15 protein-coding genes and 1 tRNA gene are annotated in these 19,263 nt (G+C 66.0%); 2 read left to right on the top strand and 14 right to left on the bottom strand.

From position 1 onward, the window contains the following. Window positions 1-70: 70 nt before the first annotated feature. The 11 genes from CGZ88_RS08290 to prfA form a co-directional block, all read right to left on the bottom strand. Complete coding sequence (locus CGZ88_RS08290; RefSeq protein WP_101671562.1) at window positions 71-1,855, bottom strand: proline--tRNA ligase; 1,785 nt, start codon at window positions 1,853-1,855, stop codon at window positions 71-73. 157 nt (window positions 1,856-2,012) lie between these two features. After that, window positions 2,013-2,465, bottom strand: coding sequence for a hypothetical protein (locus CGZ88_RS08285; RefSeq protein ID WP_026644539.1), 453 nt, complete (start codon window positions 2,463-2,465; stop codon window positions 2,013-2,015). A 160-nt stretch (window positions 2,466-2,625) separates the two neighbouring features. After that, window positions 2,626-4,047: a PIF1 family DEAD/DEAH box helicase gene (locus CGZ88_RS08280; protein ID WP_101671561.1), complete on the bottom strand. Its 1,422-nt coding sequence runs from the start codon at window positions 4,045-4,047 to the stop codon at window positions 2,626-2,628. Next, window positions 4,047-4,892, bottom strand: a complete 846-nt coding sequence (locus CGZ88_RS08275; protein ID WP_133120923.1) for an HAD family hydrolase — start codon at window positions 4,890-4,892, stop codon at window positions 4,047-4,049. Before CGZ88_RS08275 ends, CGZ88_RS08280 begins: the two co-directional genes overlap by 1 nt. A 76-nt stretch (window positions 4,893-4,968) precedes the next feature. Further along, window positions 4,969-5,616 carry an oligoribonuclease gene (orn, locus tag CGZ88_RS08270; RefSeq protein ID WP_101671560.1) on the bottom strand — a complete coding sequence of 216 codons (648 nt, stop codon included), beginning with the start codon at window positions 5,614-5,616 and terminating at the stop codon, window positions 4,969-4,971. A 344-nt stretch (window positions 5,617-5,960) separates the two neighbouring features. Continuing rightward, on the bottom strand, window positions 5,961-8,315 hold the full coding sequence (locus tag CGZ88_RS08265; protein ID WP_101671559.1) for a vWA domain-containing protein: 2,355 nt from the start codon (window positions 8,313-8,315) through the stop codon (window positions 5,961-5,963). Window positions 8,316-8,993: 678 nt separating this feature from the next. After that, window positions 8,994-10,535 (bottom strand): IMP dehydrogenase, encoded by a 1,542-nt coding sequence (guaB, locus tag CGZ88_RS08260; protein WP_101671558.1) that lies wholly within the window; start codon window positions 10,533-10,535, stop codon window positions 8,994-8,996. Window positions 10,536-10,722: 187 nt separating this feature from the next. Beyond that, a complete protein-coding gene (locus CGZ88_RS08255; RefSeq protein ID WP_095613259.1) occupies window positions 10,723-11,976 on the bottom strand; it encodes an MraY family glycosyltransferase in 1,254 nt (417 codons plus the stop codon). Then, window positions 11,973-12,632: an L-threonylcarbamoyladenylate synthase gene (locus CGZ88_RS08250; RefSeq protein WP_101671557.1), complete on the bottom strand. Its 660-nt coding sequence runs from the start codon at window positions 12,630-12,632 to the stop codon at window positions 11,973-11,975. The genes CGZ88_RS08255 and CGZ88_RS08250 overlap by 4 nt, the downstream gene beginning before the upstream one ends. 96 nt (window positions 12,633-12,728) lie before the next feature. Continuing rightward, a complete protein-coding gene (gene prmC / locus CGZ88_RS08245; RefSeq protein ID WP_101671617.1) occupies window positions 12,729-13,658 on the bottom strand; it encodes a peptide chain release factor N(5)-glutamine methyltransferase in 930 nt (309 codons plus the stop codon). Window positions 13,659-13,819: 161 nt separating this feature from the next. Further along, entirely contained in the window at window positions 13,820-14,911 is a 1,092-nt protein-coding gene (prfA, locus tag CGZ88_RS08240; protein WP_095613261.1) for a peptide chain release factor 1, read from the bottom strand. A 319-nt stretch (window positions 14,912-15,230) separates the two neighbouring features. On the opposite strand from prfA, the gene rpmE reads away from it, so the two are divergent. Both rpmE and CGZ88_RS08230 read left to right on the top strand, forming a co-directional pair. Then, window positions 15,231-15,443 (top strand): 50S ribosomal protein L31, encoded by a 213-nt coding sequence (gene rpmE / locus CGZ88_RS08235; RefSeq protein WP_024540314.1) that lies wholly within the window; start codon window positions 15,231-15,233, stop codon window positions 15,441-15,443. A 253-nt stretch (window positions 15,444-15,696) separates the two neighbouring features. Beyond that, window positions 15,697-15,770 (top strand) — tRNA-Ile (locus tag CGZ88_RS08230). A 59-nt stretch (window positions 15,771-15,829) separates the two neighbouring features. On the opposite strand, the gene CGZ88_RS08225 is transcribed toward CGZ88_RS08230, so the two are convergent. From CGZ88_RS08225 to CGZ88_RS08215, 3 genes are all read right to left on the bottom strand, one after another. After that, a complete protein-coding gene (locus CGZ88_RS08225; RefSeq protein ID WP_101671556.1) occupies window positions 15,830-16,747 on the bottom strand; it encodes a hypothetical protein in 918 nt (305 codons plus the stop codon). A 312-nt stretch (window positions 16,748-17,059) separates the two neighbouring features. Then, a complete protein-coding gene (locus tag CGZ88_RS08220; protein WP_101671555.1) occupies window positions 17,060-17,716 on the bottom strand; it encodes an ECF transporter S component in 657 nt (218 codons plus the stop codon). Between the two features lie 163 nt (window positions 17,717-17,879). Beyond that, entirely contained in the window at window positions 17,880-19,100 is a 1,221-nt protein-coding gene (locus CGZ88_RS08215; protein ID WP_026644549.1) for an ROK family protein, read from the bottom strand. Window positions 19,101-19,263: the final 163 nt, after the last annotated feature.

Here is a 19,263-nt window from a genome sequence, read left to right as displayed (position 1 = left end):
CACGAAGAGGACATACGAAAAGGCCCGCCACCTTCCGGTGACGGGCCTGAGCATTCATGCGATCGGACGATCAGAGCATCCGGCGCAGACGGTCGGCGATGGCCTGCGCCGCCGACTCGGCCGGCACAGCCTCCTTGTTGCCGCCGTCGCGGTCGCGTACTTCGATCGTGCCGTCGTTGACGGTGTCGCGTCCGGCGACGGCGATGATCGGCACGCCGATGAGTTCGGCGTCCTTGAACTTGACACCCGGCGAGACCTTCCGGCGGTCGTCGTAGATGACCTCGACGCCGTCGGCCTCAAGCTGTTCGACGAGACGGTCGGCGGCTTCGAAGGCCGCTTCGTCCTTGCCGGTCGCCACGACGTGCACCTGGGCGGGCGCGATGTTCGCCGGCCAGGCCAGGCCGCGCTCGTCGTGATGCGTCTCAGCGATGCAGGCGAGCACGCGGCTCACGCCGATGCCGTAGCAGCCCATCCACACCGGCACCGTCTTGCCGTTCTGGTCGAGCACCTTGAGGCCGAGCGCCTCGGAATACTTCAGGCCGAGCTGGAAGACCTGACCGATCTCGACGCCGCGTTCGAAGCTCAGCGGGCCGGAGCCGTCCGGGCTCATGTCGCCGTCGCGCACCTCGACGGCCTCGACGACGCCGTCGGCCTTGAAGTCACGGCCGTAGACGAGGTCGTAGTAGTCGACGTCCTGTTCGTCGGCGCCGGTGAACCACGCCGAGCCTTCGGCCACATGCGCGTCGATGAAGTAGCGCAGCGCGCCGTCGGCGTCGTTCTGCGGGCCGAAGCCCATCGGGCCGATGAAGCCCTGCACGAGTTCGGGATGCGCCTTGAGGTCCTCCTCGGTGGCTTCCTCGAGCTCGGACGGGGCGAACTGCGCCTCAAGGCGCTTCATGTCGATCGTGCGGTCGCCGGGGATACCGACGACGATCAGTTCGCGCCACGGTTCGTCATGCTCGTCGTCCTCGGCGTGCTTGACGGCGACGACGACGTTCTTGAGGATGTCCTCGGCCTGCCATGCACGGCCATCGGTGCGCGGATAGGTCTCGTTCGCGAACGCGACCATCTCGTCAATCGTCTTCGCCCCCGGCGTCGCGCGCTTCTCGGCAGCCGGCGTCGCCGAGCAGTCGATCGCCTCGATTTCGGGCGTGTGCAGCGCCTCGACGTTCCATGCCTTGCCGCTCGGCGCGAGCGCGAAGGTGTCCTCGCCGATCGGCATCGGCGCGAGGAACTCCTCGGATGCCGAGCCACCCATCGGGCCGCTCATCGCGAAGACCGGCACGTACTTCAAATCGAGCCGCTGGAAGATGCGCTCGTAGGCGCCACGCTCGTCCATGTAGGCCTTGCGCATGCCCTCCTCGTCGACAGTGAACGAATAGGCGTCCTTCATGATGAACTCGCGGCCGCGGATCAGGCCCGCGCGCGGACGGAACTCGTCGCGGTACTTCGTCTGGATCTGGTAGAGCGTCACCGGCAGGTCCTTGTAGGACGAGTACATGTCCTTGACGAGCAGCGTGAACATCTCCTCATGCGTCGGCGCGAGCAGATAGTCGGCCTCGTGACGATCCTTGAGACGGAAGATGTTGTCGCCGTACTCCTCCCAGCGGTGCGTCGCCTCGTACGGCTCGCGCGGCAGCAGCGCCGGGAAGTGCACCTCCTGGGCGCCAATGCCGTTGATCTCCTCGCGAATGATGCCCTCGATCTTGTTGAGGACGGCCAGGCCGAGCGGCAGCCAGGTCCAGATGCCCGGCGCGGCCTTGCGGATGTAGCCGGCGCGCTGGAGCAGCTTCGCGGAATCGACGTCTGCGTCGGCGGGGTCTTCGCGCAGCGTACGCAGGAACATGGTGGACATTCGAAGAGCTTTGGTCATACCTGTTAACCTACGCGGCTTGCGGGACCAACGGCGGCGCATGCGGACGCCCGGCGCGCAGCCGTCGTCGCGCGGTCCGGGCGTCCGCATGCGCCACCCTATCGACTCACTTCGCCGTCACTTCGCCGTCACTTCGCCGTCACTTCGTCGTCGTGCGTTTCGTGTGCTCCTCGTCGTCCTCGACGCGCGCGTCGACGTCGTTCTCGAGGATCTCGTCGTTGACCGAGCCGAAGGGGTAGACGAAGATCATCAGCATGCCGACGCAGCCGAGGAAGTACAGCACGTCGCACAGCGCGACCGAGCCGAAGCTCACGAAATCGTTCGGAATCAGCAGGCCGACGACCATCAGGAACATGCCGACGACCGGCAGCAGCTGCCACACCCACGGGTTCGGCGCATGCTCGCGCTCCTTGACACGCACCGACAGCGCATAGAACGGGATGATGAACATCAGGCCGCCGACGATCGTCAGGATGTCAGACAACTTGATCCAGTTCCACAACGGCACCGGCTGCGCGTTGTAGGTCAGGAAGGCGACGAACAGCACGATCGCGCCGATCCCCGAGACGATATACGCGTTCCTACGCTTCATGATGCCTTCCTCCTGCCTGCCGCACCGCCGCCGAAGCCGCGATGCCGATCATTCCTTTATTGAATTGTCGATTCACATTGTAGTGACGCGCCGCCGCGCGCATGTTCACGACGGGCGTGGCCGACGATGCGACACAGCCCACCCGCACAACCGCGCGTCGTCAGAACAGCTCGTCCTGCGCGAAACCGTCGTCGTCCTCGGCGGCGACCTCCGCATGGCGCTGCGCGGCGACGATCGACGCGGCGCCGTCCTCGTGCAACGCGCGCGCCGCCTCGGTCGAACGTTCGCGCAACGTTCCGTCGAGCCGCACGGCATCGTCGCTCACATCGAACATGCGATTGCTGACGCCGTCGAGAAACAGCCCGTCGAGCCGTTCCACTCGGGAAAGCGCGACGTAGCCCATGCCGGGCGCGAAGGTGCGCTTGAGATCCATGACGGCCGCGTCGAGCGTCATGCCCTGCGATTTGTGGATCGTGATCGCCCACGCGCAGCGCAGCGGCACCTGTGAGACAGCGGCGAGCGTCTTCTCGTTGTCGGTGAGCTCCCAGTCGCTCGGCTTCATCGTCACGACGTTGCCGTTCTCGAAGGCGACGATCGGCCAGCCGCCCTTGGCCTCCGTCGCGAAGCCGCGCACGGTACCGAGCGAGCCGTTGACGAACTGATGGTCGGCGTCGTTGCGCACGGCCATGACCTCGGCGCCCTCCTTGAGCGTGAGCACGTCCGGGGCGAGCATGTTGCGTTTGAGTCGCTCGACGAGGTTCGCCGGCCCCGCGCAGGTCGCGTAAAAGGTGTGCGCAGGCGCGTCAATCGCGGCGAGCATGCGATCGTTGAGCTGATCGGCCTGACGGTTGACGGGGAACAGGTTGACGGCGGTGCGTCCCTCCGGCGGCCGCACGCCAAGGCGCGTGACGAGCAGGTCGCGGTCCTGCTGCGAGACACGGCCGTCGCGGATGTCGGTGAGGACGCCGAGCAGCGCGCCGTCGTCCTGACGATGCTGCTCGTCGAGATAGCAGACGACCGGGTCGAGTTCGTCCCACGCGAAGGATTCGGTGACGAAGCCCTCCGGGTTGCGTCCAGCGCGCGCGTAGCGCTCGCGTTCGGCGACGAATTCAGGGCTCGGCGTGACGACGTCGTGGTTGCGCGCGCCGACGCTCACCGGCGGCAGCTGGAAGAAATCACCGGAGAGCACGACCTGCACGCCGCCGAAGGGACGGTCATCGCGCCGCACGACGCGCATCGCGCGGTCGACCATATCGAACAGCCACGCGTGCATCATCGAGACCTCGTCGATGACGAGGATGTCGGTCGCCTGCAGCGCCTTGCGTCGGCGCGTGCGCACGTTCTTGAGCACCTGTTCGGTGAGCGCGTTCGCGACGCCGAGGCCGCTCCAAGAATGGATCGTCTGTCCGTTGATATGCGTGGCCGCGATGCCCGTGGACGCCGTGACGGCGACGCTCGCGCCGCGTCTGCGCGCGCCGGCGACGAACTCGTTGAGCGTGTACGTCTTGCCGGCGCCGGGAGCGCCGGTCAGGAAGACGCTCGCGCCGGCGTCCATGATTTCGAGCGCCTCGGCCTGCCGCATCAGCGCACCAGCCGATCGACGACGCGGATCACGCCTTCTTCCGTGTTCGCCGGCGCCAGATAATGCGCGACCTTCATGACCTGCGGATGCGCGTTCGCCATCGCGAACGAGTAGTCACCCTCGCGCAGCATGCCGATGTCGTTGGGATAGTCGCCGAAGACCATCGTCTGCGCGCGCGTGATGCCGAGCGCGCGCTGCAGCGCCTTGACGCCTTCACCCTTGTCGACGTTGCCGTCCATGATGTCGACCCAATGCGGGCTCGACGCGGTTGCCGCGTACGGGGATTCAACGAAGCCGAGTTCGCGCTCGGCCATCGCCTGCGCGTCGCCGAAATCGAAGATTGCGAGCTTGAGGATCTGCTCGTCCTTGTAGCGCAGCACTTCGCGCAGATCGGGCACGACGGTCAGCTTCGTGTAGTATTTGCTCGCCTCGGCGATGAACGGCGCGTCGTCACGGCTGACGTAGGCGCCGCCGAGCGCGCAGATGACGAGGCCGAGGTCGTCGCTCGTGCGTTCGGTCATCGCGATCGTCTTGTCGACGATGTCGCCGCTGACGCCATGCGTTTCGATGACCTCGCCGTCGAGCGCGACGACGTTGCCGTTCTCGGCGATGATCGGCAGCCGCTGCGGCGCGTCGGCGAACATCTTCTCGAGCGTCTGGTACTGCCTGCCGCTCGCCGGCACGAAACGCACGCCGAGCTGCGTGAGCCGGTCGAGCATCGGCTTGAAGCCGAGCGGGATCTGACTGTCGGCGTCGAGCAGCGTGCCGTCCATGTCCGCGACGACGAGCCTGATGTCGTCGAGCGGCTCGAGCGTCTTCCAATCCCTGGGTTCCTCATTGGTCATAGTGGGTATGGTCCTCCTCTTGTTTTGTTTCACTGCATGCAATGCACGATTTGCGCCGTATGCGCCGCCGCGGCGGTCAGCGCCGCGCGATGCTCGTGCGTTCGACGTCCTCGGCGATCCGCTTCGCCGTGGCCGCGTCCGGGCCGGGCGCCGGCGCCATGACGGCCTCGCGGTAGTAGCGCAGCTCGTCGAGCGATTCGATGATGTCGGCGAGCGCGCGGTGGCCGCCGTCCTTCGCCGGACGGTTCGCGTAGACGTCCGGGTACCAGCGGCGCGCGAGCTCTTTGATCGTGCTCACGTCGACGACGCGGTAGTGCAGATGGCTCATCAGACCGGGCATGTAGCGGTCGAGGAACTTCTTGTCGGAGCCGACCGAGTTGCCGGCGAGCAGCGGCTTGACGCCGTCGGGGATGAACCGCGTGACGTAGTCGATGACCTTCTGCTCGGCCTCCTCGACGCTCAGCCCCTGCTCCCATTCGGTGATGAGACCGGAACGGGTGTGCATCGCGCGCACGAAGTCGTTCATATGCGCGACGGCCTCGTCGGAGGGACGGATGACGAGGTCGATGCCGTCGTCGAGCACGTTGAGGTCGAAGTCGGTGGGCACGACGGAGACTTCGCACAGTTCGTCGTGGAAGACGTCGAGCCCCGTCATCTCGCAGTCGATCCAGATGAGCCGTGAATTCGCCGCCGAATACACCTCGTCGTCATGTGCGTCCACCATAGCGTGCCTCTTTTCTCGCGTTTCATTGTGTGCCGGCGTTCATTGCGTGCTGTTGTCGCGCTGTTGCCGCGTTCCATTGTCGCACTGTTGTCTGTGTTGTCTGTTCGTCGATGCAATCTCGCGGCGCACGTCCGCCGGATGCATCGCGACGCGCGGACGAGCCGACCCCGCGCCGAACATTCGAGCCTACCTCACGTCGCCGCACGCACGTTAAGTTCTATCCTGAACGCAAAACATCGGCCGCGCGTCGCAGATACGACAAACGGGGCCGTGCACATGATTCCACGTGCACGACCCCGTCGTGTCGTCATCGTTCGGACGGCTGATCAACAGCCGTCCTTCGCTCAGCCGGCGTGGCGGCCGGTCGAGCGGCGGCGGCGCAGCTGCAGCGTGCCGAGGCCCGCGCACAGCAGCGCGGCGGCGACGGCGACGATGAGCGCGACGCTCGAGCCGGTGTTCGCCGTCGACGTGTCCGTCGTCGGCGCCGACTCGACGGTGCCCTCCGGCTGCGTCGGCTCCGGCGTGGCGGCCGGCGTCGTCTCCTCCGGCTCCGGCTCCGGCGTCACCGGCGACTGCGCGACGGCGAGACGGCCGTTGTTGCCGAGCGCGACGTCGACGGTGGTGCCGTCCCAGCGCGGCGCGATTGCCGCGGTCGCCGTCTTCGTCACGTTGTCCTTCTTCGCGACCGTGTAGTTCGCCAAGCCCATGCGCACGGTGCCGGCCGGCACGAAGACGTCGCCGTTCGCGCCCGTCTGCGTCTTGCCGGCGGCGTCGGCGCCGTTGACGGCGACCCACTGCTCATGCTTCGCGTTGTCCGCGTAGTAGGTGCGCAGATAGTGGTAGGTCTTGCCTTCCTCGATCGACTTGGCCGGGTCGGACACGTTCTCGGAGTTGTACAGCGGCGTGTCGTTGACGAAGTAGTAGAAGTCGTTCGACTTCGCCGGCGTGAACGTCGCCGTCGTCGAGCCGCGCTCGGCGTCCTCTTCGTACTTGTTCGACGTGAAGGTCTCGCCGTTGTCCTTGACGTACGCGGCGAGCGCCTCGTCCGGGTTCGCGAGCGCATCACGCACGCCATCCTTGAGGCCGACCGAGTAGAAGACGCGGATCGGGAACGTGTCGTTGATCGTCGTCGTCACGTTGCCGTCCTGATCGACGCTCACCGAATACAGGCGCAGCGGCAGCAGCTGCTCGGGCACCTGCACGCGCACTGTTTCGGTTTCGCCGTGCGTCACGGTGACGACGAGATCGGCGAGGTTCGCGGTGCCGTAGATCGGGTTGCCGTCGACTTCGCCTTCGAAGACGTAGGTCGTCGTCGCACCGTCCTCGGAGGTTTCGGAGGTCTTTGCGGTGAACTGCCTGCCGGCGAAGACGACGCTGTTCATGTCGCGCACCGTCATGTAGGCGCCGAGTTCGTCGGTGAACGTGATCGTGCCGCGTTCCATGCCCGACTCGGTCGTCGTCGCGATCGGCGACGACGGCTTGCTCGAGATCGCCGTCCAGATGTCGTTGAAGATGTTCTTGAGCTGGTCGGCGTTGTTGGCGTTCATGTAGTAGTCGGAATCCGGCGCGCGCTCGCCGAGGTCCTGCATCGTCGTGGCGTTCGGATAGTTGCTCGAGACGGCCTGCATATAGCGGTTCGACGTGTAGCTCAGGTTGTTGATGTCCGGCGTGTTGAAGGTGCCGACCGCATAAATCGGCGTGCCGGAGTCCTTGAGCGACTTCGCCTCGGCGACGGCCTCGTCGTAGTCGAAGGGATCGCCGTCGGTGAAGAAGATGACGACGGAATCGGCGTTCGTGCGCTTGTCCTCGTCGATCAGCTGATGGGCGAGCTGCAGGCCTTCGGCGGAATAGGTGCCGCCGAGGTCGCGAAGGCCGTTGACGATGCCCTGCAGGGCGGCCGTGTCGTCGGTGAAGCGCGATTTGATCTCCGCCCTGCTTTCGAAGGTGACGATGCCGGCGCGGTTCTTCGCGGCCGCATCGGAGATCTGCGCGTTGCGCGCGGCCATCTGGTCGAGGAAGCCGTTGACGGCGGTCTTCAGCGCGTCGAGACGCGTGATGCGCGGCATACGGCGGTAGAGCTGGACATGATCCGGATCGGTGTCTTCAGGGCTCATCTTCGGCGTGTACAGCACCGATCCGTCCCTATCGGTGTACTGCCAGTGACCGGTCGTCTCGTTCATAATCGGATACACGGCCGTGTAGCTCCCGGAGTCGCTGCGGACGAACAGCGTCTCGCCGGTGACCTCGCCGTAGACCGGCGTATAGGTGTAGTCCATGTTGGAGGACATCGAACCGGAGACGTCGAGCACGAGCGTGACGTCGAGCGGCTTGTTGCCGCTGCTCATGCCGGTGATCTGCTGGGCGCTCGACATCGCGGACAGGCCGACGAGGAAGTCGGCGGCCTTGTCCTTGCCGACGACGACCTGTTCGCCGTTGCCGGCGTCGAGCGTCACATCGCCGGTCGTGACCGACTTGTCGGTCCAGACGCGGCCGTTGGAGCGCGGGTCGAGCGGGTTGCCGACGCCTTCGGTCCACTGCGTGAAGGTCGTCGGGTCGGCGCTCGCCGTCAGTTCGGCGGCGTGCGCGCGGCCGACGCCGAACACGGTGGTCGCGACGAGCATCGTGAGCGTCACGACGAGCGCGGCGATGCGAACGATGGCATTGCGCACCCCCGACTTCTGTGTAGCTTGGATGTCCATACAGGGTTCCTTACTGCCTCTTGGTGCTGAGAATCCTTGCAAGCGCAATGATTCTCTGATTCTTTAGGCGTATCGTCCACACTGGCAGCTTTCTCCTCCAGTGAACGAATACGATATCATCACCAACAATACCCGAAGGTTTGCACAATATCGTCACAACCGTCCCGCCGTACGGACCGTCTCGCCGCCGGATGGCCGCCGGATGGCCGCCGGCCCCCTGCTTGCGCCGCCCTACCCACAGCACCCCGCCAATGGCGGTATTTGCGTAAGCTCACCCATAGAATGCTGTGTGCCCAACCAACAATGGCATTGTATAGGTGAGCTCACTCATAAACGGCCACCCCAACAGCTGGCGATGGCGGTATGCGGGTGAACCCACCTAAAGAATGCCGCTGAAGTCCATGCCAACGGCAGTATTTGAGTGATCCCACCCACAGGATGCCGCCCTCTACGATGGCGGTATGCGGGTGAACCCACCTAAAGAATGCCGCTACGATGCCGCAGGTATGGGCGCAGGGGTGCGTCTGGCGGCATGGCGACCACCCGGATGCCGCGCGGACCGAACGAAAAGGGCCGTCCCCGTATGGTTGTGACCATATGGGGACGGCCCTCGGTGCTTGCCGTGCGTCAACCTACCGCGCGGCGCGGCGCTGCGCGGTAGGTTGCGATGCGGCGCCGTCAGCGGCCGGAATAGTTCGGTGCTTCGGCCGTCATGACGATGTCATGCGGATGCGATTCGCGCAGGCCGGCGTCGGTGATGCGGATGAAGCGGCCCTTTTCGCTCATCTCGGGGATGTTGTGCGCGCCGATGTAGAACATCGACTGGTGCAGACCGCCGATCATCTGGTACAGCACGGCGTTGAGCGGTCCGCGGTACGGCACTTCGCCCTCGACGCCTTCCGGCACGACCTTGTCCGAGCTCGTGACATCCGCCTGGAAATAGCGGTCCTTCGAGTACGACTTCTTGCCGCGCGGAGCCATCGCGCCGAGCGAACCCATGCCGCGGTACAGCTTGTACTGCTTGCCGTGCAGCAGTACCTTCTCACCCGGAGCCTCCTCGCAGCCGGCGAGCACGCCGCCGAGCATGACCGAGCTCGCGCCGGCGACGAGTGCCTTCGCGATATCGCCCGAATAGTGAATACCGCCGTCGGCGATGCACGGGATGCCCGCGGCGCGGCAGGCGCGCGAAGCCTCGTACACTGCCGTCAGCTGCGGCACGCCGACGCCTGCGACGACGCGCGTCGTGCAGATCGAGCCGGGGCCCACGCCGATCTTGACGGCGTCGACGCCCGCGTCGATCATCGCCTGCGCGCCCTGACGCGTCGCAATGTTGCCGCCGATGATGTCGACGCCGCTGAAGGCCGGGTCGTTCTTGATGCGGCGGATCATATCGAGCGCGAGCTTGGCCTCGCCGTTCGCCGTGTCGACGACGAGCACGTCGACGCCCGCCTCGAGCAGCGCGCTCGCGCGCTGCCACGCGTCGCCGAGGAAGCCGATGCCGGCGGCGACGCGCAGACGGCCCTGCTCGTCCTTCGTCGCATCCGGGTACTGCTCGGTCTTCACGAAGTCCTTGACGGTGATCAGGCCAGTGAGATGGCCTTCGGCGTCGACGAGCGGCAGCTTCTCGATCTTGTTCGCCGCGAGCAGGTCGTGCGCGTCGCGCTTCGAGATGTCCGACGGGCCGGTGATCAGATGATCCTTCGTCATGACGTCCTTGACGCGCAGATGGTCGTAGTCGTCCGACGCGATGAAACGCATGTCGCGGTTCGTGATGATGCCGACGAGCTTGTTCTCATGATCGACGACCGGCAGGCCGGAGATGTGGAACTTGCCGCACAGCTTGTCCAGATCGGCGAGCGTGACGTCGGGGTTCACGGTGAGCGGGTCGGTGATCATGCCCGATTCTGAACGCTTGACGTAGTCGACCTGCGCTGCCTGGTCGTCGATCGACAGGTTGCGGTGCAGCACGCCGATGCCGCCGTTGCGGGCCATCGCGATCGCCATCTCGGACTCGGTCACCGTGTCCATCGCGGCGGAGATCGCCGGGACCTTCATCGTGATGTTGCGGGTCAGATGGGTCGTCGTATCCACCTCGGAGGGGATGACGTCGGTCTCGTTCGGCAGCAGCAGCACGTCGTCGTAGGCGAGGCCGAGCTGGGCGAAGATGGGGGGAAGCGGAGCGTACGGGGATTCTGCATGCATATCAGGATTTGTAGCCATAGGCCTACTATATGGACGTACGACGACGAACGCCACTCGCCGTTCCACGATGCAACATGGCCCTCTCGACGGCCTGTGCGACGGGGGTCGCGCGGCCTCGGCGCAGCCGCAGGATACCAGGCCATATACCCCTGTTCACCACGCTTTCCCGCGCAGTCGCGGCGCGAGCGCGATGCAAGGCGTCCGCTCACTCGTCCCGGCGTCCGCGCTGCCTTCCTCCCGCCGATGGCGATGCCGGACCCGACGACGCGGCGTCGCGCATGTGCCGCGCGCGATGCCGTCCGTCGCCGCCGCGCGCATGCCCCGGATGATCGGCGTCTCGCTCCTCGGGCGGTTCCTCGCCGTCGACCTCGCCGTTCATGCGCCGGCGGATCGACGGATACATCGTCGCGACGGTGAGCGCGGCGGCGGCCATGAGGAAGACGACGAGCACATGGAGCGGCCGGAAGAACAGCAGCATCAGCGAGCCGAAGGCGATGAGCGCCGCCCATCCCCACAGGATGAGCACGGCGCCGCGCACCGAATGGCCGATGCGCAGCATGCGGTGGTGCAGATGCATGCGGTCGGGGTGCATCGGCGACTGCCCTTTGCTCAGACGTCGGCAGATCGCCATCATCATGTCGAGCACCGGCAGGAACAGCACGAGGATCGGCAGCAGGATCGGCATGAACGCGGGCAGGTAGATCGACGCGTTCACCGTGGCCGGATCGATGCGTCCGGTCATGATGATCGACGCGCAGGTGATCAGGTAGCCGAGCAGCATCGATCCGGAATCGCCCATGAACAGCTTCGCCGGATGCCAGTTGTGCAGCAGAAAGCCGAGGCAGACTCCGACCATCGCGACGTCGACGAGCGTCGCCATCGACGCGTACGACGGCGCCGAGCGCGCGAGGATGTACGAGTAGATGCCGAAGGCGATGCCGCCGATCGCGACGATGCCGGCGGCGAGGCCGTCGAGGCCGTCGACGAAGTTCACGGCGTTGATCGACACGACGATGAGCAGCGCCGTGATCGCGATCGAGATCGTCGGCGACGCCGTCACGAGCGACCCGATCGGCAACGTGATGATCTGCAGGCCGCCCCATGCGACGAACACCGAGATGAGCAGCTGCCCGGCGAGCTTGAGCATCCAATCGAGGTCCCAGATGTCGTCGCACACGCCCAGCAGGCAGATGAGCGCCGCGCCCGCCATGACGATGTACGCCTGGTGGTTCTCGCGGAAGACCCCCTGCAGGAAGTTGAGGCGGGACGCGAAGAACATCGCCGTCAGGAAACCGCACAGCATGCCGACGCCACCCATGCGCGGGGTCGGCACCGTGTGCACGTCGCGCGCGCGCACCTCGCCGACCGCGCCGACGCGGATCGCCACATGGCGCACGATCGGCGTGTACAGGAACGTCGCGCAGGCCGCGAGCAGGCAGATGAACAGGTAGACCTTCATAGACCCAGACCGCCGCCGTTCATATGGATCGCGCGGCGGATGACCGAAGCCGGGATGACGCCCTCGCGCAGGATCTCTATGCCGTCGCGCGCGAGGGGGTCGGCCGCCACGACGGTGCTCGCGACATGTCCGATCGTCGGGCCGCCGTCAAGATACAGGTCGACGGCGTCGCCGAAGGCGCGCACCGCCTCGTCGACGCTCTGCGCGCTCTCGCCGCCCGAACGGTTTGCGCTCGACGCGGCGAGCGGCCCCGTCGCGCGCAGCACCTCAAGGCAGGCGTGCGAGTTCGGCACGCGGATCGCCTGAGTGCGCACGCCGCGCGCGTCGCGGCTCGTCGTGCACAATGCGCAGTCGTCGTCGGCGAGCGCGATCGGCGAGAACGCGCCGGGCAGCAGCTGCGCGGCGAGACGGTTGAGCGGCGTCGGCAGCGTCAGGCCGAGGGCGTCCAGATCGTCGACCGAGGCCATGATCACCTGCAGCGCCTTCGTGCGGGGGCGGCGCTTGGCCGCGTAGATCCGCGCGATCGCGTCGCCGTTGTGCGGGTCGCACGCGATGCCGTAGACGGTGTCGGTCGGCAGCACGACGAGGCCGCCGCCCTCGACGACCTTCCTCGCCTCGCGCAGCGACCGCTCATCGATGGCCCGTACGTCGCTCATGCCTGCTCCCCCGCCTTTCCGCGTTGCCGATGTTCCTTCGACGCCGACGCGGCATACACCTGCGGCGCCCTTCGATGACGACTGTAGTCGCCCCGCCTACCGCGTCGCCACAAGATAGCGCGGACGGCCGGTGAGGTCTATCTCGGTGCGCGCGTCGGCGAAGCCGCTCGCACGCGCGAACGCGACGGTGCGGTCCGCCTGCGTGACGTCATGCTCCATGATAAGGACGCCGCCTGCGCGCAGCAGCGCGGCGGCGCGCACGATGATGCGTTCCGGCACCATCATGCCGTCGGCGGAGCCGCCGTAGAGCGCGGTCTGCGGGTCGTATTCGCGCACCTCGAACTGCTCGGGCACGTCGGTGAGCGGGATGTACGGAGGATTGCTGACGACGACGTCGACGGTGCCGTCGAGCTGCGCGAGCGTCGTCGGGCAGGTCGCGTCGGCGATCTCGAGATGGTAGTTCGCCGTGATGTCGGGGAACGTGGCGCCCACTTCGCTCACGTTGCGGCGCGTCCACTGCGCGGCGAGGACGTCCTTCTCGACGCCCCACACTTGCGCGCCGGGCACTTCGGTGGCGATCGACAGGCCGATCGCGCCGCTGCCCGCGCACAGGTCGACGACGCGCGGGCAGTACATGCCTCCCCGTGTGATCCAGCCGAGGGCCTCGTCGACGAGCAGCTCCGTCTCCTGGCGCGGAATGAACACGCCGGGGCCGACCTTGATGTCCAGATACCTGAACGGCGCATGGCCGACGATGTACTGCAGCGGCTCGCGGCGTTCACGGCGCGCGAGCATCGCCGAATAGTCGGCGAGCGCGGCGGCCGCATCTATCGATTTGCCGTCGACGAGCCTTGCTACGTCGTCGCCGAGCAGCGCCGCCTTGTCGACGTCGCTCAGCGACGCGCGCGTCGCTTCGGCGAGCAGCAGCTTCGCGTCGTGTCGCGGCGTGTCGACGCCGGCCTGCGCGAGTCGGTCGCCGCCGACGGCGATGAGGTCGGCGACGGCCTGCGCGCCGTCCCCGGGCATCTGCGGGCGCGCCGCCGCCGCGTCGTCCATTCCATCGGTTGCTTCATCGGTTGCCGACGCCATCGCCGCCTCCTGCATGGTTCGTATGTCGTGTGATGTCCATCGCGCCATATGCGACGCGTTCTGTGCGTTGCGCGCGCGCCGCGCTCACTCGTCGGCGCTCACTCGTTGGTACGGGCCAGGCGCTGCGCCTCGTCGGCCTGCACGTCGCTGTCGATGACGGCCTGCAGGTCGCCGTCGAGCACGGCGTCGAGATTGTACGCCTTGTAGTTCGTACGGTGGTCGACGATGCGGTTCTCCGGGAAGTTGTAGGTGCGGATGCGCTCGGAACGGTCGAGCGAACGCACCTGCGAGTGGCGCATGTCGGCGGCCTCGGCGGCCTCCTGCTCGTGCTTCATCGCGAGCAGCCGGCTCTTGAGGACGCGCAGCGCCGACGCGCGGTTCTGGATCTGCGACTTCTCGTCCTGCATGCTCACGACGATGCCGGTCGGGATGTGCGTCATACGCACCGCCGAATACGTCGTGTTGACTGACTGGCCGCCGGGCCCGGAGCTCATGAAGATGTCGATTTTGAGATCCTTCGGGTCGATCTCGATCTCGTCGTCGTCCTCGTCGGCCTCGGGGAACACGATGACGCCGGCGGCCGACGTCTGGATGCGGCCCTGCGATTCGGTCACCGGGATGCGCTGCACGCGATGCACGCCCCCCTCGTACTTGAGCGACGCCCAGACGCCCTCCTCGGGCGCCGGCGTGCCCTTCGCGCGGATCGCAAGCTGCACGTCCTTGACGCCGCCGAGCTCGGTCGTGTTCTCGCTTTGGATCGTCGTGCTCCAGCCGCGCTTCTCGGCGTAGCGCGTGTACATGCGCAGCAGGTCGCCGGCGAACAACGCGGCCTCCTCGCCGCCGGTGCCGGCCTTGATCTCCATGATCACGTCGCGCGCGTCGTCCGGGTCGCGCGGGATGAGCGCCGTGCGCAGCCGTTCCTCGGCGGCCGGCAGCGCCTCCTCGAGCCGTTTCGCCTCGGCCTCGAAATCGGGATCCTCCGCCGCCATCTCATGTGCAGCCTCGGCGTCGTCACGGGCATGCAGATAATCGGTGTACGCGCTAACGATGGCGCCGAGTTCGGCGTGACGCCGCCCCAGCTTGCGCATCCTGTCCGGGGACGACGCCACATCCGGCTGCGCCATCTGCTGCTCGATCCTGCGGTATTCCTCAAGTGCGGTACGCGCCGCCGGGAACTGTTCCTCTGCCATCTTCGCCTTTTCGATGCCTCGGCCGCGGACTCACGCCATCCGGCGTCGTGCACGGCCCTCCGTTCAAACCGTTCCATCCTAGCAAGAGCCGTTGTCGCCTCCGGCGCCCACAGGAGAAACGCGGACGCGCACGGGTGTGGGTGCGGGTGTGGAATAAACACGGCGCCCGGGAAGTTGTCCCTGATGGCGACGCTCGTGGTTCGTCACGGGACGAGCCGTACGGTTGCGTCAATGCACAGCCGTACAATGCATGTATCCGGTTCACGCCTGCCATCGGGGCATGGCGACCCGGGTCCCCCGTATCTTTAGGAGACAAATTATGCAGCCAGGAATTCATCCTGATTATCATGCGGTGCAGGTTACCTGCTCCTGCGGCAACACCTTCGTCACGAAGTCGACCGCCAAGGGCGACCACATGACGGTGGACGTCTGCTCGAAGTGCCACCCGTTCTACACCGGTAAGCAGAAGATTCTGGATACCGGCGGCCGTGTGGCCCGCTTCGAGAAGCGCTACGGCAAGAAGAGCAGCTGACTCTCACGCTGATACGGAAACGCCGGCCTTCGGGTCGGCGTTTTTCGTTATACCGTCCGCGCGCCCCGCGCCGCGACTGCGCAGGGCGATCGCACAAGGGCCGTCCGCGCACCCGCGGCAGCCGCCCAACCGGTGCCCGCGGCCGCGCCGGCCCTTCCGCATCCGCCGATTCCCTGCCGTGCCCCGACCGTAATGGTCATGTCGTTTGCTACACTTTAGCAAGTCGCATCCGCGGTTTCCCGCGATACGACGTGGGGCCTTAGCTCAGTCGGTTAGAGCATCGGACTCATAATCCGCCGGTCCAGGGTTCAAGCCCCTGAGGCCCCACGATTGCAAACCCGCTGGCAACGGCGGGTTTCCTCGTATCTGTCGCGTATCCGCCGCAATCAGCGGCGATTGTTCTCCTTGTTGCCGCCGTTGTCGCGGTTGTTGTCCTTGTTGGACTGATCCTGCGCCTTCTTGCGGTCGGCTTCGGCCTGTGCCTTCTTCTGCGCCTCTTCGCGCGCCTTGCGTTCATCTTCGGCGACTTTCTTGTCGCGCGACGCGTTGACGTCGCCAATCGCCGTCTTGATCTCCTGTTCGACCGACGTGATCTCGTCGAGTTTGCCGCCGGCTTCAGCCTGCTGCGCCTTCGCGTAGAGATCGGACAGGCGGTTCCACGTCGCCTCGTCGGCCACCTGACCGCGCGTCAGGTCGAGCGTCGTCTGCGCCTCGCGCAACGTGTCGTCGAGCGTGGCCGTCGCCTCCTCAACCTCCTTGAGCCGCTTCGAATCGTTGACGCCGTCGACAGCTTCCTGCAGCGAACGCATATGCGCGTCGTACCACTCCTCGTGATCGTGGATCTGCTGGATGCGCGCGTCGTATTGGTCGATCGACGACACGGCGCAGCTCGTCGCCGACGGCGTCTGCGCCTTGAGCTGTTCGTCGAGCAGCTTGACGGTGCCGCTGTCGGTGACCTGAATGTCGGAGATCGCTCCGGCGGCAGCGCCGTCGCCGTCGCGCAGCGCCTCGTACTGCTTTGCCTTCTCGTTGAGCGCCGTCATCGCGCTTTCGCAGCGCGCATGCTCCTGCGCGAGCTGCTGCTGACGATGGTTGTGGATCTGCACGCCGATGAGGATGACGGCGGCGAACAGTGCGAGCACGGCGATCGACGCGAAGATCACCCACAGGTATTTGCGATTGTCGTCTTTCGGCGGCTTGTGGCTCGGCTGCTTCGCCATCGCGGCGATTTCGTTGGGGTTGATGAGTTCGGTCTGCGTGCCGGCCTCGGCCCCCGCGTACACGATCGTGCTGTCGTCCACCATGAACAAACCTTCTTTTCATGTGATGGCGCACATCTCGATGATGTCGCATGCGTTCGTCACGATGCACGCTCTCTCCTGCCCATGCATCGCCGACTTCAGTGTACGTGGACGCCCTCCCGTATCCTCGCCGCCTATCTTACGTAGTGGGACATCCCGGTCCGCCCACCAATCTCCCGCCGAAGCACCCCTCCCCTGCAGCAGTCCAAGATTGAGGCCAACCACCGACTGCCATCAAACACGGTTGCAGCGGCAGTAGGTGGTTGGGGTCAACCATGGACCGCCGCCAGATGCGGCGCACGGCGGCAAAATGGGTCACCGCTCAGTGCCGGCGGTTGCGGCGGTGCGGACGGCGCGGCCGGAGGCGAAGCGGTCGAGGACGCCAGTCTTCGCGATCGCCAGGTAGAGGTACCACGAGCACACGCCGGCGATGAGCGCGCCGCCGATGATCTCACTCACCATGTGCACGATGCCGCGCGGGCTGACGAACGCGACGCCCTGATAGCGGAACAGCATCAGGTAGACGCCGTATTCGACCGCCGTGCTCACGCCGGACAGGATCGAGATCGGCAGATTAAAGACGCGGTAGCGCGTCAGCGCGAACGGCAGTTCGGCGAACAGTCCCTGCAGCGCGGCCGACAGGAAGACGAATCCGAAGGAGAACGAGCTGCCGATCAGCATCTCGGCGGCGCATCCGACGAGGTTGACGAAGACGGCCGACCCCGGCTTGCGCAGGATGAGCACGGCGAGCGTACCCGAGAAGTACCACACGGCGTGCAGGATGCTCGCGAATCCCGGCAGCAGTCCGCCGAGAATCGGAGAGATCGACGAGTAGGCGAAATTGAATCCCCAGAAGACGACGCCGGCAGCGATGCCGAGCGCGGCGGCCACGGCGATGTCCGCGGTCGTCCAACGCAGTCTTCTGCCCGAACGGATGGTGATGTTGGATTGGTTTTGGGTGTGTTCGATCATGGAAGTCCCTCTTCCTTACGGTACTGCGCACAGCATGGTATTGGCGGATCGCCGGCGTTCCTTGACCTGCGCAGCTCGGGCGGGAACGCCGCAAGACAGTGTAGCACCGCACCGCAAGACGACCACTATGCGAACTGCATATTGAGATGGAGTACGGGCGCCCTCAGCCGAGGTAGCGCAGCGGGTCGTCGATGAAATTGCGCAAGCCGGTCTGTGCGGCGCCGAACAGCGCCGGGCGAGAGATGCCCGAAGCGCGCAGCAGGCGCACATTGAGCGTGCCGCGCGCGAGGATACGCGCCTGGACGCGCGCCGCCATGCGCTCCAGCACATCCGCAGGCACGCGGGCCCAGCTGCCGCCAATGATCACGGTATCGAGGTCGGACAGATTGATCACCGACGTAAGCATCGACGTCATGGCATGCCCGGCGTCGGCGAACACCGCCATGGCGACCGGATCCCCTTCCCGCACGCGCCTACCGAATTCGTCGAGCGCCGCCTGTGAGGCAGCGGCATTGCCTTCGGCCACGCCGGCGGCCTCCACCATGGATCGGCGGCCGGCGTAGGCCTCGACGCAGCCGCGGCGGCCGCAACGGCAGACGGGCCCATCCATCTGCACCGAAAGATGGCCGATCTCTCCGGCATACCCATGGTCGCCGGTGACCACGCGCCCCCCGCGCACAATGGCGCCGCCGATGCCGATGTCGGTCGACACATACAGGAACGATCCGTTCGGCCCCACAATCCCCTCGTCGGTGCGCTGCGTGGCATACCCCGGCAGCTGCGCCACAGCGGCCATGTTCGATTCGTTCGCCACCACCACGTCGAACCGGCGAATCAGGTCGAAACGGCTCAGGTCGAGGTCTTCCCACCCCAAGTTGCGCGCCATGAGCAGATGGCCGTCCTCGGTCACCAGGCCGGGCAACGCAAGGCCGACGCCGGCGATCATATAGCTCTGCGCGCGCAGTGTCTTCTCCTGTTCGACGAGCATGGCGTCAAGCTCGTTGAACAGCGCGTCGGCGTCGGCGTCGTGCAGGTCGCGCGCGATCCAGCGCTCGGCCACGACACTGCCGTCGAGGTCGAGCACCACATAGCCGTAGCCATCGGTGTTGATCTGGATGCCGATGCCGCACACACTGCCGCCCGCTATGCTCAGCGGCGTGCTTGGACGCCCGTACACCGACTGGACGAGCGGCGCGCCCTCCTTGACGATGCGGTGCGAAAGGAGCATGGAGATGAGCAGCGACATCGTGGCTTTCGTGAGGCCGGTCTCCTTGGCAAGGTCTGCACGGCTGAAAGCGCTTGTGGAACGGAGCATCGTATCAAGCACCACGGATAGGTTGTGGTTGCGTAGGTCATCCTGATTGATGCGCTTGAGAACCGCCATAAGACACTCCTTGCTTGCTCCAGCCCGAGTGTGCAGCCACTCTGCGACCCGCGTGGGCGTTTCCTCGCCGACATATCGTATGCTACACTACCCATTATAGTTTACTCATCTAACTATATAGGCCGTCCGCACGCTTCGCATGCACGCCGCAGTGCCCCGCACA

This window comes from Bifidobacterium anseris (assembly GCF_002860345.1).
In the GTDB taxonomy this organism is placed as follows: Bacteria; Actinomycetota; Actinomycetes; order Actinomycetales; family Bifidobacteriaceae; genus Bifidobacterium; species Bifidobacterium anseris.
Note: the sequence above shows the minus strand (reverse complement) of the source record. Positions and strands in the feature narration are given on the sequence as shown.

Coding starts and splice junctions, on each gene's coding strand:
- CGZ88_RS08290 (WP_101671562.1), bottom strand. CDS start 1,855: ATGTCCACCATGTTCCTGCGTACGCTGCGCGAAGACCCCGCCGACGCA.
- CGZ88_RS08285 (WP_026644539.1), bottom strand. CDS start 2,465: ATGAAGCGTAGGAACGCGTATATCGTCTCGGGGATCGGCGCGATCGTG.
- CGZ88_RS08280 (WP_101671561.1), bottom strand. CDS start 4,047: ATGCGGCAGGCCGAGGCGCTCGAAATCATGGACGCCGGCGCGAGCGTC.
- CGZ88_RS08275 (WP_133120923.1), bottom strand. CDS start 4,892: ATGACCAATGAGGAACCCAGGGATTGGAAGACGCTCGAGCCGCTCGAC.
- orn (WP_101671560.1), bottom strand. CDS start 5,616: ATGGTGGACGCACATGACGACGAGGTGTATTCGGCGGCGAATTCACGG.
- CGZ88_RS08265 (WP_101671559.1), bottom strand. CDS start 8,315: ATGGACATCCAAGCTACACAGAAGTCGGGGGTGCGCAATGCCATCGTT.
- guaB (WP_101671558.1), bottom strand. CDS start 10,535: ATGGCTACAAATCCTGATATGCATGCAGAATCCCCGTACGCTCCGCTT.
- CGZ88_RS08255 (WP_095613259.1), bottom strand. CDS start 11,976: ATGAAGGTCTACCTGTTCATCTGCCTGCTCGCGGCCTGCGCGACGTTC.
- CGZ88_RS08250 (WP_101671557.1), bottom strand. CDS start 12,632: ATGAGCGACGTACGGGCCATCGATGAGCGGTCGCTGCGCGAGGCGAGG.
- prmC (WP_101671617.1), bottom strand. CDS start 13,658: ATGCCCGGGGACGGCGCGCAGGCCGTCGCCGACCTCATCGCCGTCGGC.
- prfA (WP_095613261.1), bottom strand. CDS start 14,911: ATGGCAGAGGAACAGTTCCCGGCGGCGCGTACCGCACTTGAGGAATAC.
- rpmE (WP_024540314.1), top strand. CDS start 15,231: ATGCAGCCAGGAATTCATCCTGATTATCATGCGGTGCAGGTTACCTGC.
- CGZ88_RS08225 (WP_101671556.1), bottom strand. CDS start 16,747: ATGGTGGACGACAGCACGATCGTGTACGCGGGGGCCGAGGCCGGCACG.
- CGZ88_RS08220 (WP_101671555.1), bottom strand. CDS start 17,716: ATGATCGAACACACCCAAAACCAATCCAACATCACCATCCGTTCGGGC.
- CGZ88_RS08215 (WP_026644549.1), bottom strand. CDS start 19,100: ATGGCGGTTCTCAAGCGCATCAATCAGGATGACCTACGCAACCACAAC.